The 16,661-nt window shown below is 66.6% G+C and carries 15 protein-coding genes and 1 tRNA gene; 5 read left to right on the forward strand and 11 right to left on the reverse strand.

Annotation, left to right across the window (positions count from 1 at the left end):
- Window positions 1-80 precede the first annotated feature (80 nt).
- On the forward strand, window positions 81-992 hold the full coding sequence (locus QFZ57_RS01225) for a CPBP family intramembrane glutamic endopeptidase (RefSeq protein WP_306897362.1): 912 nt from the start codon (window positions 81-83) through the stop codon (window positions 990-992).
- Between the two features lie 168 nt (window positions 993-1,160).
- Here QFZ57_RS01225 and QFZ57_RS01230 read toward each other — a convergent pair whose 3' ends face one another.
- Window positions 1,161-2,402 (reverse strand): NAD(P)/FAD-dependent oxidoreductase, encoded by a 1,242-nt coding sequence (locus QFZ57_RS01230; RefSeq protein ID WP_306897363.1) that lies wholly within the window; start codon window positions 2,400-2,402, stop codon window positions 1,161-1,163.
- An 86-nt stretch (window positions 2,403-2,488) separates the two neighbouring features.
- Between QFZ57_RS01230 and QFZ57_RS01235 the strand changes: the two genes are divergently transcribed.
- The 3 genes from QFZ57_RS01235 to QFZ57_RS01245 all read left to right on the forward strand — a co-directional run bounded on the left by QFZ57_RS01235 (window position 2,489) and on the right by QFZ57_RS01245 (window position 5,336).
- A complete protein-coding gene (locus tag QFZ57_RS01235) occupies window positions 2,489-3,493 on the forward strand; it encodes a hypothetical protein (protein ID WP_306897364.1) in 1,005 nt (334 codons plus the stop codon).
- Between the two features lie 63 nt (window positions 3,494-3,556).
- Complete coding sequence (locus QFZ57_RS01240; RefSeq protein ID WP_306628674.1) at window positions 3,557-4,630, forward strand: hypothetical protein; 1,074 nt, start codon at window positions 3,557-3,559, stop codon at window positions 4,628-4,630.
- A 520-nt stretch (window positions 4,631-5,150) separates the two neighbouring features.
- Window positions 5,151-5,336, forward strand: a complete 186-nt coding sequence (locus tag QFZ57_RS01245; protein WP_306897369.1) for a hypothetical protein — start codon at window positions 5,151-5,153, stop codon at window positions 5,334-5,336.
- Window positions 5,337-5,499: 163 nt separating this feature from the next.
- On the opposite strand, the gene QFZ57_RS01250 is transcribed toward QFZ57_RS01245, so the two are convergent.
- The 10 genes from QFZ57_RS01250 to QFZ57_RS01295 form a co-directional block, all read right to left on the reverse strand.
- On the reverse strand, window positions 5,500-6,345 hold the full coding sequence (locus QFZ57_RS01250) for an aldo/keto reductase (protein WP_306897371.1): 846 nt from the start codon (window positions 6,343-6,345) through the stop codon (window positions 5,500-5,502).
- A 117-nt stretch (window positions 6,346-6,462) separates the two neighbouring features.
- Complete coding sequence (locus tag QFZ57_RS01255) at window positions 6,463-6,906, reverse strand: hypothetical protein (RefSeq protein ID WP_306628678.1); 444 nt, start codon at window positions 6,904-6,906, stop codon at window positions 6,463-6,465.
- Between the two features lie 7 nt (window positions 6,907-6,913).
- A complete protein-coding gene (locus QFZ57_RS01260; RefSeq protein ID WP_306628679.1) occupies window positions 6,914-7,540 on the reverse strand; it encodes a bacterial proteasome activator family protein in 627 nt (208 codons plus the stop codon).
- 78 nt (window positions 7,541-7,618) lie between these two features.
- Window positions 7,619-7,822: a YbdD/YjiX family protein gene (locus QFZ57_RS01265; RefSeq protein ID WP_306897374.1), complete on the reverse strand. Its 204-nt coding sequence runs from the start codon at window positions 7,820-7,822 to the stop codon at window positions 7,619-7,621.
- Window positions 7,822-10,119: a carbon starvation CstA family protein gene (locus QFZ57_RS01270; RefSeq protein ID WP_306897375.1), complete on the reverse strand. Its 2,298-nt coding sequence runs from the start codon at window positions 10,117-10,119 to the stop codon at window positions 7,822-7,824. Before QFZ57_RS01270 ends, QFZ57_RS01265 begins: the two co-directional genes overlap by 1 nt.
- A 224-nt stretch (window positions 10,120-10,343) precedes the next feature.
- Entirely contained in the window at window positions 10,344-10,628 is a 285-nt protein-coding gene (locus tag QFZ57_RS01275) for a DUF1540 domain-containing protein (protein ID WP_306628682.1), read from the reverse strand.
- A gap of 94 nt (window positions 10,629-10,722) precedes the next feature.
- Window positions 10,723-13,596, reverse strand: a complete 2,874-nt coding sequence (locus tag QFZ57_RS01280; RefSeq protein WP_306897378.1) for a hypothetical protein — start codon at window positions 13,594-13,596, stop codon at window positions 10,723-10,725.
- Window positions 13,596-14,333: an ABC transporter ATP-binding protein gene (locus tag QFZ57_RS01285; protein ID WP_306897380.1), complete on the reverse strand. Its 738-nt coding sequence runs from the start codon at window positions 14,331-14,333 to the stop codon at window positions 13,596-13,598. The genes QFZ57_RS01280 and QFZ57_RS01285 overlap by 1 nt, the downstream gene beginning before the upstream one ends.
- Complete coding sequence (locus tag QFZ57_RS01290; RefSeq protein ID WP_306628685.1) at window positions 14,330-14,935, reverse strand: PadR family transcriptional regulator; 606 nt, start codon at window positions 14,933-14,935, stop codon at window positions 14,330-14,332. Before QFZ57_RS01290 ends, QFZ57_RS01285 begins: the two co-directional genes overlap by 4 nt.
- A 121-nt stretch (window positions 14,936-15,056) precedes the next feature.
- Window positions 15,057-16,040, reverse strand: coding sequence for an NAD(P)H-quinone oxidoreductase (locus QFZ57_RS01295; RefSeq protein WP_306897381.1), 984 nt, complete (start codon window positions 16,038-16,040; stop codon window positions 15,057-15,059).
- Window positions 16,041-16,149: 109 nt separating this feature from the next.
- On the opposite strand from QFZ57_RS01295, the gene QFZ57_RS01300 reads away from it, so the two are divergent.
- Window positions 16,150-16,237, forward strand: a tRNA-Ser gene (locus QFZ57_RS01300).
- Window positions 16,238-16,661: the final 424 nt, after the last annotated feature.

The following is a 16,661-nucleotide window of genomic DNA, read 5'->3' on the forward strand; positions in this document are numbered from 1 at the left end:
TATCCATACCCCTGGCTAAATGCCCTATCAACAGGGACCCATGCGGGCCACACTGTCTACACGACGAAAGGTCGGTCCTGATGATAATCACGCGAATTGAAGGCTGGCGCGCCTGGATGTGGGCTTCGTGGCTCGTGGCTGCAATGTTGTCTTTGGCTTTCCTTGACCTGACGGTCTACGGAGTGGCGGTCCCGGCCTCCGCGTTGCTGCTTGCCGTTCTAACCGGGCGGGTGGCGTGGCGGCGGGGGATCGTCGACAAGCTGGATCTGGCGGTGGTGGCAGCGCTGTACATCACCATCGTGGCGCTGTTCCGCCTAGCCTTCACCGTGTTCACAGCGGCCAACGTTCTGGGCCTTTTCCTCTGCTTTGGTGCAGGCCTGGTCTTGGGGGTCGCAGTGCCGGTGTTCTACACGGTCAAGCGAGGGCGCCCATTGTCCGATCTGGGCCTGGGGTTGCGGAACTGGAAGCAGGCGGTCGTGCTTGGACTGATCCTGGCTTCGATTCAGTTTGCCATCACACTCTTCGGCTACTCCCTGCCGGCACCTGTGGGCTGGGTTCCTTTGCTCGTTATGTCTTTGACTGTAGGTGCCTTCGAGACCGTGTTCTTCCGTGGCTTCGTGCAACAGCGCCTGGGCGCGAGTTTCGGTGAGGCTCCGGGCATAGCGATCGCAGCTGGCTTGTACGCGGCCTACCACGTCGGTTACGGGATGGCCAGTGAAGGAATGGTCTTCCTGTTTGGGCTTGGTGTGCTGTACGCGGTCGCGTTCGCCCTGGTCCGCAATGTCCTCGTGTTATGGCCGCTGCTCACGCCACTGGGCTCGTTCTATAACAACCTCCGCAACGGAGACATCGAGCTGCCGTGGGAGGCGATCCTGGGATTCGCCGACGTCCTGGGCCTCATGGCCGCTGCAGTGTGGCTGGGCCGCCGGCGACTGCTACGGAAGAACGCGCAGCTTGATATGAACCCCTTGGGACCTCGGTTACAGAAATAAACAGAGAGCGGGGAACGCCCTGACGGGCCGGAGAAGGAGACATTCGTGCGGGGCCTGTTCACGGCCATGGCGGGCTGCCTCCTGAGTTACACAAAGAACTTACGACGCCGCCGGTCAAGTGCAGCCGCGCGGGTCCGGTCGGGCACGTCCAGCAGGAATTGGCAGGGACTAATCCGGCCTGCCCACCACCACTTGGGCGGGGCTGTGCGTGACGTAGCCGTTCGCCCAGGAAAACAGTGCCCTGACCTTCTGCTGGAATCCGGGCAGCAGGGCAAGGTGGACCGCCAGCCATGATACGAACGCCAGGGGCCCCTGCAGTTGCAGACGCCGGCGCCCCAGTTCCGCGACGGCGGCGCCGCGCCCCACCATGGCCATGTACCCCTTGTCCCAGTAGCGGAACGGCTCCCGTACACCGCCGGTAAGGTCGGCGTAGATGTTGCGCGCCGCCCATTTGCCCGATTGCTGGGCAACCGATCCCAGCTGCGGCAGCTTGTTCCCGTCGGCATCGGTGATGTTGGCGGAGTCCCCCAGGACGTAGACGCCGTCGAAGTCAGGGGCTGTCAGGTCGGGCTGCACGTCCACGCGGCCACCCCTGCCCTGTTTGAGGCCAGACCCGGTAATGATCCGGCCCGCCTGCAGGCCACCGGCCCACACGACGATCCGGGCAGGAATGACGGTCCCGTCCTTCAGGGTCACCCCGTCCGGGCGGACTTCACCGACTGCCTGGCCCATGTGCAGCTGCACGCCCAGCTTGGTCAGGCGGTCCCGGGCATACGCCTGCGACTTTTCCGAAAAGGCGGCAAGCACGTTCGGCACCATATCCATCAGGTGGACATGGCATCGGGCAGCCAGCCCCGGTGAAAAGTACTTCGGCAGGATGTACTTGACGTTCTCTGCAAGGGCGCCGGCAGTCTCCACGCCTGTGGGGCCGCCTCCCACCACAATCACGTCAGCCTCCGCCGAGGGCTCGCGGTCGGCCTCGTCCAACACGGCAGTGATAGCCGCGCTGAGGCGTGTTGCGTCCGCCACCGAATACAGCGGGTAGGCGTGCTCCTCAGCCCCTGGGGTGTTGAAGAAGTTCGGCACCGCACCGGTGGCGATGACCAGGGCACGGGCCTGGTAACGGGAGCCGTCCGCGGTGGTAACGCTGCGGTTGGCCGCGTCGATCCCGGTCACCTCCGCTGTCAGGACCCGGACGTTGTTGATCCTGCGGAATTCCGACCGGAGTGGCCGGGTTACGGCGGAAACGCCGATCTGCGATGCAGCTACCTGATAAAGGAGCGGCTGGAACTGTTGGTAATTGTTGGCGTCGAGCAGCAGCACCCGCACGCCTTTGCGGCCCAACTCCTCAGCCGCCGTCTTTCCGGCGAAGCCCCCGCCAACCACGATGACCTGATATGAATCGTCCATTCGAGCAACATACCGCGCCCGGTGGGCGAGCAACAGGGGACGGCGGCATGGGCCGGCCCCTATCGCGCGGCACCTAAGATGGCGGCATGGAAGACGAAGCCCTGGCGGACATTGCAGACCGGCTGTACGGCGGGGCGCTGGACGACTTCGTTGCGGCCCGGGCCGCCGCGGCCAAGGACGCTGCCCGGGAGGACAAGGATCTGGCAGCAGCTGTCCGCGCCATGCCGAAACCATCCGTAGCCGCGTGGGCCGTCAACATGCTTGTCCGGAACCGCCCCGAGGTGCTGGCCGGGCTGGACGGACTTGGGGTGCGGATGCGGGCTGCCCAGGACTCGCTGGACGCGGCTTCCTTCCGTGAACTGGGCCGGGAGCGACGCACCATGCTCGCCGACGCCGTGGACACCGCCCGGTCTGTGGCCCAGGAGCAGGGCCGCTCCATCAGCGACGCGATGGCCTCCGACGTTGAGGAGACCCTCCGCGCATTGACGGCGGATGAGGGCGCGGCGGCTGCCGTGGGAAGTGGGCGGCTGTTGAAAGTCCTGTCCGCCGACGGCGTGAACGACGTCGACCTGGACGGGGCGGTGGCCCTCCCCGGGTTGCTGCCGGCCACGCCATCCACCCGTCCCGTCCGTACTCCCCCGGCTGCATTGAAGACAACAGCGCCGAGGGCGACAGCTTCAAAGGCGACAGCGTCGGAGAAGCGGACGACGGCGGAGCGAACCTCCAGGCCAAAGCCCACCAAGCCCCGGCTTGAGGCAGTGCGGCAGACTCCCCGGCCGGCCTCACCCCCGGCGCTGGAAAGGGCCAAAGCTGTCCTGGCCGAGGCGCAGGCCGCTGAAGAAGAGGCCTCCCGGCTGGCCGGTGAACTGCAGGATCAGGCGGAGCAGACACGTGCGGAAATCGCGGAACTGCAGCAGGAAACGGCTGAGCTTCGGAACCGGCTCAAGGTTGCCGAGGAAAGCCTGGAGCGCTCACGCAAGCGGCTTGCCGCTACCTCCGCGGAAGCGAAACAGGCGGTACGGGCAGCGGACAAAGCCACCCGCACCGCCATGCTGGCCCAGGAACGCGTACTCCGGCTGGGCAACACGTGAGGAACGCCACCGCATTTGGGAAACCCTCTCGCTCCGGGCGCCGGCGGGACCTACTGTGGAGCTATGGACGCCGCAGCAGCCTCCGCCTTTGCCATTCCGCCGGTATCGGTTCACCGGCCCACGACAGCCGTTGAAGATACCGTCACCCTCGCGGCCGGCGTGTGGCTCCTCACCGGGACCTATATTGACGGCTGGGCCCACAACAACCTCCGCGACCTGGAGACGTTCTTCACGCCGTGGCACGCGATCCTGTACTCCGGCTTCGCGGTCTGTGCCGTTTGGATCGCCGCCCTGACCTGGCGCCGGCGCGCTCCAGGTACACGGTGGGCGGAAGCGGTGCCCGCCGGCTACGGGGCTGCAGTGGCTGGGGTGGCGCTCTTCCTGGCCTCCGGGGCGGGCGACTTTGCCTGGCATTCGGTGTTCGGCATTGAGCAGAACATCAGCGCCCTGTTCAGCCCGTCCCACCTGGGGCTCGCCACCGGCGCCTTCCTCATCCTGGGCGCGCCGTTCTCCGCCGCGTGGCACTCGCCCACGCGGCCGTGGCAACAACTGATGCCGGCGTTCGGAAGTGCCCTGCTTGCCGGGATGGTTGCAGCGTTCATCCTGCAGGAGTTCGCGGTCTTCGCCCGCCATGGGCTCATCCAGACCTTCACAAGCACCGCCGGGACCCAGCCTGCGGTGACGGTTCCGACGTCGTCAAGCATCATGATCTCCCTGGCATCGTTCCTCGTCTCAACGTGCGTGCTTTTCGTTCCCGTCCTGTTGCTGTCACTGCGGTGGCGGCTGCCGGCCGCGGTACCCGCGGCGATGGCCTTGGTCCCCTCCGCAGCCCTTCAGATCATGGTGGCCCTGCGGGATGCCTGGCTCGTGCCGGTGGCTTTCGCCGGTTCCGTCCTCGTAGGAGTGGTGTGGGCCGTGGTACGGCCTGCACCGGACCGTCCCGCAAGGCTCATGACCGCGGCAGGCCTCACCCCCGTCGCCTTCTGGGCACCCTATTTCGCTGGCGTGGCGCTGCACGACGGGGCGCTCAGCTTCTCCCCCGAGATCTGGGCTGGAACCCTCACATGGGCCGGGCTCGGAATGCTGGCGCTGGCCGCGCTCGCGCTGAAGGTGCGGTCTGCGCCGGCGGGATCGTGAGCACCCGGCCGGAGTGTGAATAGGAGCTCCCATTTGCGAATGGCTTCGTCCTATCCGCTCATTCGTCCTATCCACTCAATCGTCGGCGAAAGATCATCTTGAGGACATGTGGGGTAAACCTCAGACCAGCATTCTTACTCGTAGGTACTTTGATCGGAAAGGACGAGGTCATGGCCCGGAATGAGCAAACTGTTGTCGGTACTTGTAATGAACTTTCACCAGGTGACGCCATCGAAGCCTTCTATGGGAGCAGTCTGGTCCACCGCGGACCCGTTACGGAGATCGCCCCGGATCACGGATCGTTTTGGATCCTGGACACCCTGACAGGGAGCCGCCGCCTTCTCGACAGCTCCGAACTCGAGATCGTGCGTTTACCCCGCGCACCACCGTGAAGTCCTGGTCCGGGCGCCCCGTCACTGGAACTGATTCCTTACCGGAAGTTCTTCCCAACAAGTCCGAGTCTCCCAAACACGCGGCGCCGGTTCCATGAAATGTCAGACCCCGGTTGCACACTGGATCTATGGAAAACCAAGCCGTACAGGAATTTCACGTAACGTACTTCGACGCCGACTGCGGCCGCGCCCGCTCCGAGGTTTTTGAGACCCTCGAAGAGGCCGAGCGCTTCGCCTGCAGGCACAGCCACGGTGAAGACAACTGGGCCGTGGTGGCCGCCGTCACCGTGGAGCGCGTCCAAATCGCTGCCTGACCGGTCCCGTTAAAGGCCGTGGGGCCTGGCCAAGCCAGTGCACCAGCCACGTTAGACACGTTAAAGGCGTCAGCCCGCGCTGCCCGGCGGTTGCCGGCAGCGCGGGCTGACGTTGGTTCGGCGGAAGTCCGCCGGCGGGGTGGGCCGGTGCCGCCGTCGCGGGTTAGGCGAAGTCGGAGACTGCCGGATCCGGTCCGATGCGGCCTTCGCCGCTGGCGGTCCGGTCAAGCTTGTTGATCGCTTCAACGTCCTCGGCGTCCAAAGACACCTCAAGCGCTGCGAAGTTCTCCTTGATGCGTGACTCGGTCACGGACTTGGGGATCACCACGTTGCCGATCGCGAGGTGCCAGGCGATGACCACCTGCGCGGGGGTGGCCTGGTGCTTGGCGGCGATGGACTTGACGGTGGAGTCCTCCAGCAGTTCCCCGCCCTGGCCCAGCGGGGACCATGCCTGGGTCAGGATGCCCTTGGTGGCGCCGAATTCACGCAGTTCGCGCTGGCTGAAGTAGGGGTGCAGCTCGATCTGGTGGATGGCCGGAACCACTCCGGTTTCGTCGATCAGGCGCTGCAGGCCCTCGGTTGTGAAGTTGGAGACGCCGATGGACTTCACCCGGCCGCGCTTCTGAAGCTCGATCAGCGCCTTCCAGGTGTCAACGTACTTGTCCTGCTTGGGCTGCATCCAGTGGATCAGGTAGAGGTCCAGCGTTTCGAGGCCAAGCCGGTCCATGGATTCCTCGAAGGCGGCGAGGGTCGACTCGTAACCCTGGTCCGCATTCCACAACTTGGTGGTGATGAAGATCTGTTCCGGCGAGAGGCCGGAGCTGGCGATGGCGCGGCCCACTCCGGCCTCGTTGCCGTAAATCTTTGCCGTGTCTATGTGGCGGAAGCCGGCTTCGAACGCCTGGCGGACAACCTTTTCAGCCACGCCGTCCTCAACCTGCCACACACCGTAGCCGAGCTGGGGAATCGTGTTTCCGTCGTTGAAAGTCAAGGTAGGTGAAAGAGTCATGACTTCATCCTGCCAAACCTCCATCGCGTCCGGGGCCCATTCGGGTCTATGTCAGCCACCCGCTTAACCGCAATATTCACCTGCCGAATCGGGAATATTTTCGTGGCACCGGCCAAGCTATTCCCCGCGGAGCTGCCTCTCGGCGTCATCCACCTGCTGGAACACGGCCTCAGCACGGCGCCGGACGGACGCCGCCCCTACCGGCACCGGCCCTACGGCGAGCCGGAGCATGGCTGCCGCTTCAGCCGTAGTGGCCAGCGAATTTCCGGCCTTGGACAGCGACCGATGTACATTCGCCAGGGCAGCCGGTATGTCCAGGCCGTCACTGGGCGAACGCCGCTGTGCCTCCATGCAAACCGCCCGGACCCGCTGCAGTTGGGCAGCCAGTTCATTGGCGATTTCCACCAGCTCGCCGTACAGCTGGTCATCCTCCACGCCCTCGAGTACCTGGTGGAAGCGGTCCAGTCCCCGGTGGAAGCGGTCGTGCGCGCGGCGCCACAACCCCTTGCCCAGTTCCGCGTCATCCTTGCGCCCCTGCCTGGCGGCGCTGAAAAAGCCCAAACGGAACCTACAGGTACTGTCCCGGACCGTGATCCGGGTCGTCACGCTGGGCAGGCCTTGCCGGCGCGCCGGGCCGAACCCCGGCAGGGGCACGCTGTGGCTCGCCGTTTTCACCAATGACGACGCCGGGCGCAATCATGGTGCCAGGCGGCAACTGGCGCAGCTGCAGCTGCGCCGCGGCGTGTTCCCGGGCTGCGTTCTGGGCCGCGATGGCGGTCTGGATTCCGTGGAACAGCCCCTCGAGCCAACCCACCAACTGCGCCTGGGCAATGCGGAGTTCGGCGTCAGAGGGGGTGGCATCGCCGGAAAACGGCAGGTTGATCCGGTCCAGTTCCGCCACCAGCTCGGGCGCGAGCCCGTCCTCCAGCTCCTTGATGGAGCGCGCGTGGATAGCAGCCAGCCTGCCCCTCGCGGCATCGTCCAGCGGCGCGGACTTTACCTCTTCGAGGAGCTGCCTGATCATGGTGCCGATCCGCATCACCTTGGCCGGCTCGTCCACCAGGTCCTGCAGATTGCTGGCCCTGGGCTTGCCGTCCGTGGCGGGCGGAGCCTGGACAGGGTCCTGGGTGTCGTCAACGGGAGTGCCTTCTACCGGGAGGTCCTCAGGTGCCTGAGTGTCATTGGGATCGCTCATGCGTTCATACTCTCACGGCCCATCCGCCCGGGGCCCACCATGGCAGCCCCGGGGCGGGCCTGTCCGCTGCCGGCTCAATCAGCAGCACCTGCCCTGCGGGTTGCGGTCCTGGCGGTCCGTGCGGTCCCGCCAAAACTCGCGTTCGCTCAGGGGCGGTTCCCCGTGCCCGGCTGCCCTGTGGTGTTCCAGGTACTTGGCGTAGGCGTCCGCGCCCATGACGCCGCCCAGATAGCGGGCAACCCCCCGGAACCCGCTGGCCACCAGGGCGATGCCGGCGCTCATCAGTGCCGGGTCCGTTCCAGGCGGGCCTCGGCGGGCACTTTCTCCCACTGAGCGGCCAGTTCACGTTCGGCGGCGGTGGGCACCAGCCCGGCGGGGGCGAAGACGCGGGACGGACCAGCCGGATCCTCGTTGTCGGTGGTGGCTGTCCCGGCGGCCCTGTCCCGGAACGCCTTGACCGTGGCGAGTACCGCCGTCGCAATCACAATGATGCTGAGCACCACGAAGATCACGGACAGCCAGCCCTGGATGGCGGTGTTGCGGACCACAGCTTCCATGGCGGCCACAGTCTTGGCGGTGCCGAACTCTGTCTTGCCGTCGGCCAGCGCCTTGCTGAAGGCTGCGTTGTTCGCGAAATACCCCACGGCAGGGACGGGCGAGAAGATCTTCTGGTAGCTGGCCGTAATGGTAACCACCGCGGCGAAGGCCAGCGGCAGGGCGACGATCCACAGGTACTTGAACGTGCCGCGCTTGGCGACGATGGCCAGGCAGACGGCCAGGGCAATGGCGGCAAGCAGTTGGTTGGCGATGCCGAACAGCGGGAACAGAGTGTTGATGCCGCCCAGCGGGTCGGTGACGCCCATCAGCAGCACGGCGCCCCAGGCTGCCACCATGATCGCGGTGCACAGCCAGGCGCCCGGCCGCCAGGAGGCTTCCTTGAATTTGGGTACGAAGTTGCCGATGGAATCCTGCAGCATGAACCGGGCCACTCGGGTGCCGGCGTCCACCGCGGTGAGGATGAAGAGGGCTTCGAACATGATGGCGAAGTGGTACCAGAAGGCCATCATGGCCGTCCCGCCGATGAACTGCTGCATGATGTGGGCCAGCCCCACGGCCAGGGTGGGGGCGCCGCCGGTCCGGGACACGATGCTCTGCTCGCCCACGTTGGCGGCGGTTTCGCTCAGCAGGCCGGGCGTGATGTTGACGCCGCTGAGGCCCAGGCCGTTGACCCAGGTAGCGGCCGTTTCCACAGTCCCGCCCGTCAGTGCCGCGGGGGCGTTCATGGCGAAGTAGAGGCCGCGGTCGATCGAGATTGCTGCCACCAGGGCCATGATGGCTACGAAGGATTCCATGAGCATGCCGCCGTAGCCGATGTAGCGTGTCTGCCGTTCCTTCTCCACCAGTTTGGGGGTGGTTCCGGAGGAGATCAGCGCGTGGAAGCCGGAGAGGGCACCGCAGGCGATGGTGACGAACAGGAAGGGGAACAGGGCGCCGGGGAATACCGGGCCGTTCTCGCGGCTGGCGAATTCGCTGAACGCCGGAACAGTGATCTCCGGGCGGACCACAATAATGGCCAGCGCGAGCATGACGATCACGCCGATCTTCATGAACGTGGACAGGTAGTCCCGGGGTGCCAGGAGCAGCCACACGGGCAGGATCGCGGCGATGAAGCCGTAGACGATGAGGCCCCAGGCGATGGTCACCTTGTCCAGGTGGAATACGGTGGCACCCCATTCGGTCTGGGCCACCAGGCCGCCGCCGATGATGGCGGCCATCAGCAGGACGAAGCCAATGATCGAGACTTCCATGACCTTGCCGGGGCGCAGGTAACGGAGGTAGACGCCCATGAACAGGGCGATGGGGATGGTCATGCCGACGGAGAACACGCCCCACGGGCTTTCACCCAGGGCATTGACGACGACGAGCGCCAGGATGGCCACGATGATCACCATGATGAGCAGGGTGGCGATGAGGGCGGCCGTGCCGCCGATGACGCCGAGTTCCTCGCGGGCCATCTGGCCGAGGGAGCGGCCGCCGCGGCGCATGGAGAAGAACATCACCAGGTAGTCCTGGACCGCACCGGCGAAGACGACGCCGACGATGATCCAGATGGTGCCGGGTAGGTAGCCCATCTGGGCTGCGATGACCGGTCCCACCAGGGGGCCGGCGCCGGCGATGGCGGCGAAGTGGTGGCCGAACAGGACGTTGCGGTCCGTGCGGACGTAGTCCTTGCCGTCCGCCTTGTATTCGGCGGGGGTGGCGCGGCGGTCGTCGGGCCTGGTGATGTAGCGCTCGATCACCTTGGAGTAGAAACGGTACCCGATGAGGTAGGTGCACACGGAGGCAAAGACGAACCAGATGGCGTTGACGGTTTCACCGCGGACGATCGCCAGCATGAACCATGCCACCCCGCCGAGCAGGGCGATGGCGGCCCATAGCGCGATCTTGCCTGGCGTCCATCTCCGGTCTTCGGCTTCGAGCCGTGCCTCGTCCACAGCGGGCGGGGGAAGATCCGGGTCCGTAGCCAGCCCGCCCTCCGCCCGGGATCCGCTCTTCCGCTGGTCAGGCACTCCGGCCATGTCTCCTCCTTGAGAGTTTTCCCGCTTTTGCTATTGGGCACCCTATCAACGCCGCTCCTGCCGGGAACGTCCGACGGCGGCGCGGCGCCGGGCTGTGCGGTGAGCGGCGGCGGCCCGGCGGTGAATGAGCAGGAACGGGCTTTTACGACGGCGGCCCAACAGTAAAAGGCTCCCGTCCGGTATTCCGGACGGGAGCCACGACTTAGGGATGGAAACAGGGAATGTCAGGCGTGCGCGTAGGTGAGGCAGTCGGCGTTGTCGGCGCCGGGTCCCACATGCACCTCAGGAGCGTTGCACATCAGGTGGTCGTTGTGGACGCACTCGGCACGCTGGCAGGCGCCGACATCCGCCAGTACCTTGGGAAGGCCGCCGTGGATGCCGGTTTCAATGAACGTGGCGCAGGATGCGTGGTCCTGCGTGCCCGCAACGGTGATGGCGTGCGCGGTGCAGCCTTCGTGGTCGTTGAATGAACAACGGGTGACACTGCAGTCTGCAACGTGTGTTGTCATGAGGTTCCTCCGTTAAGTTCCCCCGCCCGGCCGGCGGCTTCTGCACCCCACCGTAGGCCTCATGCCGGCGATCAAAAAGACCCAATAATGTTTCCTAATGCCGCTGGCCCAGGCCGCGCCGGGACAGGGGCAGGCCGGAGCGGGTGAAAGTCCAGGCGAGGGCCGCTCCGGCCAAGGGCACGGCCGACACGAGGACAGTCAGCTGCAGCCAGGGAACCTCCACCGCATGCCGCATCTCCGTGGACAGGACAAGGAGGACCGCCGGAACCAATCCGGCCAGCGCCCCCAGGACAGCACCGACGCCACTTGTGAAAAGGGCCTGCGAACCTGCCAAAGCCTTGCGCAGCCTTGGCGAGGCACCCACCCCGGCAAGGGTGGCGTGGTCCTTGCGGCCGTCCGCCAGGGACAGCCCGGTGGTAATGCCCGCTGCGCTGAACGTGATGAGCGCACTGGCGGCAACAATGGACCAGTTGATCCACCCGTTGGCCTGCGAAAGCCCGGGCTCAACCTGGAAACCCATCCCGGGCTGCTTGTAGACCGCCGCGGCAGCTGCGGCGGCGGCATCGGCCTGGGCTTCAGACGGGTACTTTGCCAGCTGCACCAACAGTCCGGCCGGCGCCGGGTGCAGCCCCAGCCTCTCAGCGGTTTCCGGCGAGACAACGCCGTAATAGGGAACGGGGACAACCGGTTCGAGCACTGCCGCGGCGAGGGAATCGCTCCTGACCGTTGCGTGGACAGAGGCGGGTCCTGACGCGGCCGGCACCTGCGTCCGCACGTCCTGTGCCTGCAGCAGCACCTGTCCCCCGCTGACGAAGACCGGATTGGTGACAACCATCCCGCCCGCCTTCAACACCCCCAACGCCTCGGCTGAAGCATCACGTCCCAGCACGGCACGGATGTCCGCTTCGCCGCCCACCAGGATGGCCTGGTCGGACGCCTCTTGGCGGGCCATTGAACCCCGGCACCGCCAGTCCCCTCGATCCGTCATCCTTCCCTGCGGCGTTCGAGGGCACTCGTTGGCTTGGGGCTTGGCCAGTGAATACCTGAGGCAATTGCTGGCGGCCGTCCGGGCAGGCAGGGCCAGGTCGTTGGGACCATAAGTGCACGTGCGGAGACTTTCCGGTGCCGTCACGACATGTGTCCAGTCAACAGTTCCCAAGGCATCGGCCACGGCACTGGAGAGCACGGCCGGATCCACCTGCACCGGAGGCCGAGGCCGCCTGCTGCCGTCGAGGGGCGACGGCGGCTGGTCCACTGCCAGCGGCAGGTACGCCTGGTTTTCCAACCCGCTCCAATAATGTGATTCCCGAAGTCCCGCCTGCTGGCTGGCTGAGAGCACCAAAGCGGCACTTGCCAGCGTGGCGGCCGCGAGCACGGCGGCAACGGCCGGAACGCTCCGGCCGCGGTTCCTGGCCGAGTCCCGTGCCGCCATCCGAAGGGGCAGGGACAGCCACTGCGTCCGCGACGTCAAGCGGAGGATGACCCAGCCCGTCAGCAGCACCAGGCCGATAACAGCCAGCACGGCCCCCAGTATCAGCAGCGTAACCACCAGGGGCAGCTGCTCCGCCTGCCGGTCCGGGTCCGCGGTGGACCCGCTGAGCAGCCAGCCGGCTGCCAGCAGTCCGGCGGCAAGCATCAGCGTGACCACACCGATCAGGGTTGTCCACCGCCCCCTCCCGGCCGGCGCCCGCCCGGACTTGAGCGCACCCAGCACCGCCTGGCGGGAAACCTGGCGGGCGGGCACCACGGCCGCGAGGACGCAGGACGCCAGGCCCATCGCCATGGCGACGGGCGTCAGCAGGAATTCCGGATGCAGGCCCGCCATGCGTGCGGAACCCGTGGCGCGGACTGCCTGGACGACGACGGCTGCGGCCCCCAGCCCCACCGCGGCGCCTGCCGCCACGGCAAGGCCGCCAAGCCAGAGCCCGGCTGCCGTGACGACGGCACCGATGGTGGAACTTTCAGCCCCCGCCGAGGCCAGAAGTGCCAGCTCCCGCACCTGCCGCTTGGCCCCGACAGCGAACGCAGCGCCCGCCAGCAGGCCCACCTCCAGCAGTGCGAGCGCACCGACCAGGCCGAAGGTGGCGTAAACGGCCACCGCCGTGGAGGAATCGTCCCGCGGCCGGGAACCCGGAACGGTCCGCTCCCCAGGGGGCGGGGGATTCAACACGACGCTGCGGGACAGCACACCCACGCCCTTGCTGTTGGCCTCCCTGATGAGCTGCCAGGTGACCGGTTCCGGTCCCGCAAGGTAGTAGGACACGGACTGGCGGGTCTGCGGTCCGGGGTTAAGGTCCGCAGGCACCTGCCTGGCCTGGAGGTACAGGAAGCTGTTGCTGTCCGCGGCGCCGGCGTCGCGGATGGTGCCCACCGGGACAAAGGTTCCTGCCGACGTCGTAAATTCCTGTCCCACGGTTAGGTGGAAACGCTCCATCAGCCCGGGTGAAGCCAGCACCTCCGCACCGCCGCGGGGCGCCCGCCCGTCCAGGAGGCGGAACTTGCCGGTGAAGGCCGGGTTGAGCGCATCCACTTCCCTGCCCTGCAGTGAAACGAGCGCCTCCCCCACGCTGGTGGTCAGCGTAAGCATCCTCTGCGGCAGGACTTCGTAGCCTGCGGGAATGACATCGCGCGGATCGCTTGGCCGGAAGTCCGGATCAGAGCGGCCGGTACTGGAGGCGACCACGGCGTCGTTGAGTGGGTCCTGGAGCGAGTCCGCGTTGGGAACCGGCAGGACGCTGAACCTTGCCTGCGTGTTGCCCAGTTCGTAACGGGCAATCTCCCCTGGTGTCCGCTGCGAGCTCTGGTAGAGGGTGGCGGCCCCGGTCAACCCGGCCACGGGCAACATGATCAGAAGGATGATGAGGAGCGACCGCCCCTTGTGGCGGACGATGTCGCGGCGGGCCAGCCGCAGGGCAACCCGATAGCTGCCCCGGCGGCCTCGTGGCACCGGAGCCAGGTCCACCGGCATCAGAGTCCGGCCTGCGTCAGGAGCATCGTGGGATCGTGCATGGCGGCGGCCTGGTCAATCACGCGTCCGTCCCGAAGGAATACCACCCTGTCCGCCCAGGCGGCATGCCTGGCCTCGTGGGTGACCAGCATGACCGCTGCGCCGGCGTCGGCCCGCGCCCGGAGGACCTCCATGACCCCCTGGCCTGTTGTTGAGTCCAGTGCACCGGTGGGCTCATCGGCCAGGATCAGCCGCCGCTTCCCAACGATGGCCCGGGCGATGGCCACGCGCTGCTGCTGGCCGCCGGACATCTGGTCCATGAAGCGGTCTGCCAGTTCCGGGATTCCCACCTGCCGGAGCACATCCGCGGCCTGCCGCTGGGCTTTCCTGGCTGATGTTCCGTCAAGTTCCAGCGGCAGCGCCACGTTTTCCGCGGCGGTCAGCGTGGGGACGAGGTTGAAGTCCTGGAAGACGTAGCCTACGGCGCGGCGACGCAGGCGGGCCAGATCATTCAGGCCCAGGCCCGCCAGGGGCACGGATTCCACGTACACAGCGCCCGACGTCGGCCGGTCCAGACCGCCGGCAAGGGCCAGGAGGGAGGACTTGCCGGAGCCCGACGGGCCCATGACCGCCACGAACTCCCCCGCGGAGATGGTGAGGTCAACGTCGCGGAGTGCGGCGACCGCCGTCGCGCCTTCCCCAAACGTCCTGCCAACCTTGGCGAGTTCAAGGACCTGCTGCGGCCCCTGCACGCTCACCGGCGGCTGTCCGCGTTGAGCGGGGCGTCTTCCGTGGCCCCATTGGATGGTTTCCTGGCTGCAGCAGCGGCCGCGGCCTGCGCCTGCTGGACCATCCTGGCTTCGCAGAGGTCCAGCCAGCGGACTTCCGCCTCGGTCTGGAAGATCAGGGAATCGAGGACCAGCAGCCAGGCGGTGTCCGTGGCGCGCTGGTTTGCAGCCGTGTCGCGGCGCGCTTTCGTGTAGTCCTGCAGGGCCCTGATGGACGCCACCCGCTGGGCCTGGATAATTGCCTGGACATCCACCCCGGGCAGGGTGACGGCGAGCGCGAGCTTGATGGCGAGCTCATTGCGCGGCGGGTTGTTCCGCTCCACGGGGGCAGCAAACCAGCTCCGCACCTCGGCCTTGCCGGCGGCGGTGATGCTGTACACCACGTGCCCTTCGCCGTCGTCGCCTTCCCTGGCCACCAGGGCATCGCGTTCCAGCCGGTCAAGGGTGGTGTACACCTGCCCGATGTTCAGGGGCCAGGTGGCTCCGGTGCGGTTCTCGAACTCGACCCGCAGCTGGTAGCCGTAGCGCGGCTGGTCCTGCAGCAGGGCGAGGAGGCTGTGGCGAATGGACATTTTGCTCCCCCGGGCTGGTCACTACCGGTATGCACAGGCCCCCAAGACCCGTGCATACCGCGTATAGTCACCCTAGCGCCCCGGACAGCGGGATGCAATACCGGGTATGCAAGGCGGCTTGCTACATAACCAGGAGGACCTTGCCCACATGGTCGCCGCTGTCGAAATAGCGGTGGGCCTCAGCCACCTGGTCCAGCGGGAATGTCTTGGCAACCAGCGGGCGGATCCTGCCATCGGCCACCAGCGGCCAGACGGCGTCCCGGACAGCAGCCATAATGGCACCCTTTTCCGCCACCGGCCTGGGCCTCAGGGCAGTGGCCACCACTGCCGCACGCTTCTTCAGCAGCAGCCCCAGGTCCAGCTCGCCCTTGGTGCCGCCCTGCAGGCCGATCACCACCAGGCGCCCGTAATCAGCCAGGGCGTCCACGTTTTGCTGGAGGTACTTGGCGCCCACCACATCCAGGATGACGTCCGCCCCCTTGCCGGCGTTCTGCCGGCGAAGGCTCTCCGGAAAGTCCTCCTCGGCGTAATTGATGGCAATGTCCGCCCCGAGGAAGGCTTTGGCGGTGCTGACCTTCTCGTCGGTACCGGCCGTGGCAGCCACCCTGGCGCCGAACGCCTTGGCGAGCTGGATGGCCATGGTGCCGATACCGCCGGTGGCCCCGTGGATAAGGACGGTCTCTCCCGGCTGCAGCTGCGCCGTCATGACCAGGTTCGAGTAAACCGTGGCGGCCACCTCGGGCAATGAAGCCGCAGTGACCAGGTCCACCCCTTCCGGCACCCGCAGTACCTGCTCGGCCGGAACTGCCACCTGCTGGGCGTAGCCGCCGCCGGCCAGCAGGGCCACCACCTTGTCCCCCAGCGAGAAGGGCTTGCTGACGCCTGGCCCAAAGCCCGCAATCCGACCCGACACTTCCAGCCCGGGGATCTCTGAAGCGCCCGGAGGCGGAGGGTAGAAACCCCGGCGCTGCTGGACATCGGCCCGGTTCAGGCCGGCAGCCACCACATCAATCAACACTTCACCCTGGCCGGGCACCGGAGCATCCACGTCCCGGACTTCCAGCACTTCCGGGCCGCCCGGCTCCGATATGTAGACGGCTTTCATGGACCTCTCCCGTTCCTGACTCAAATCCTGGCTGCAACCAGTGTGCACCGGACAGCTTCCCCGGCCCTGTTTTGTTGCAGGCAAGTGCCTATGAAACACTACTAGCTGAGGAAGGTTGTCCGAGCGGCCGAAGGAGCTGGTCTTGAAAACCAGTGTGCGGTAACCCCGTACCAAGAGTTCGAATCTCTTACCTTCCGCAAGGGAACCCCTGGCAGCCGGCACCGGCCGCCAGGGGTTTTTTGCTTTAAGCGGCCAGCCCCGTCCTGCCGTGTTGCGGAGACGTAAATTCTTTGGAGTAACCCGCCGCCAAACCCAGGACCCAAAGCTACCCGCGGGTATCGTTTGTGATTGCCGGCACACCCCCGTGTTCGCCGGCGCCATCACTCCCGCCAACAGCACCTCCGGTTCGGGCTACGGAAGCCCCGGGCCGGAGGGCGGGCCGCTCCGCTGGGGAACGTCCCGCCGAATGCACGCGCTAGCCACCCTGCGTTCATTCAGTGCTGTTGTCATGAGCCGGACAACCACTTGACCAGGAGCAGGACCCGGGCCGCAGTCCGATCGGCACAACCCGGACGCACTCCACCGGGTCCCCCCACCAGGGGACACCTCAATGAAAGTAAG

Source organism: Arthrobacter sp. B1I2, assembly GCF_030816485.1.
In the GTDB taxonomy this organism is placed as follows: Bacteria; Actinomycetota; Actinomycetes; order Actinomycetales; family Micrococcaceae; genus Arthrobacter.

Excerpts from the sequence above, each read along its gene's own strand:
- QFZ57_RS01225 (WP_306897362.1), top strand. The coding sequence starts at position 81 with ATGATAATCACGCGAATTGAAGGCTGGCGCGCCTGGATGTGGGCTTCG.
- QFZ57_RS01230 (WP_306897363.1), bottom strand. The coding sequence starts at position 2,402 with ATGGACGATTCATATCAGGTCATCGTGGTTGGCGGGGGCTTCGCCGGA.
- QFZ57_RS01235 (WP_306897364.1), top strand. The coding sequence starts at position 2,489 with ATGGAAGACGAAGCCCTGGCGGACATTGCAGACCGGCTGTACGGCGGG.
- QFZ57_RS01240 (WP_306628674.1), top strand. The coding sequence starts at position 3,557 with ATGGACGCCGCAGCAGCCTCCGCCTTTGCCATTCCGCCGGTATCGGTT.
- QFZ57_RS01245 (WP_306897369.1), top strand. The coding sequence starts at position 5,151 with ATGGAAAACCAAGCCGTACAGGAATTTCACGTAACGTACTTCGACGCC.
- QFZ57_RS01250 (WP_306897371.1), bottom strand. The coding sequence starts at position 6,345 with ATGACTCTTTCACCTACCTTGACTTTCAACGACGGAAACACGATTCCC.
- QFZ57_RS01260 (WP_306628679.1), bottom strand. The coding sequence starts at position 7,540 with ATGAGCGATCCCAATGACACTCAGGCACCTGAGGACCTCCCGGTAGAA.
- QFZ57_RS01265 (WP_306897374.1), bottom strand. The coding sequence starts at position 7,822 with ATGAGCGCCGGCATCGCCCTGGTGGCCAGCGGGTTCCGGGGGGTTGCC.
- QFZ57_RS01270 (WP_306897375.1), bottom strand. The coding sequence starts at position 10,119 with ATGGCCGGAGTGCCTGACCAGCGGAAGAGCGGATCCCGGGCGGAGGGC.
- QFZ57_RS01275 (WP_306628682.1), bottom strand. The coding sequence starts at position 10,628 with ATGACAACACACGTTGCAGACTGCAGTGTCACCCGTTGTTCATTCAAC.
- QFZ57_RS01280 (WP_306897378.1), bottom strand. The coding sequence starts at position 13,596 with ATGCCGGTGGACCTGGCTCCGGTGCCACGAGGCCGCCGGGGCAGCTAT.
- QFZ57_RS01290 (WP_306628685.1), bottom strand. The coding sequence starts at position 14,935 with ATGTCCATTCGCCACAGCCTCCTCGCCCTGCTGCAGGACCAGCCGCGC.
- QFZ57_RS01295 (WP_306897381.1), bottom strand. The coding sequence starts at position 16,040 with ATGAAAGCCGTCTACATATCGGAGCCGGGCGGCCCGGAAGTGCTGGAA.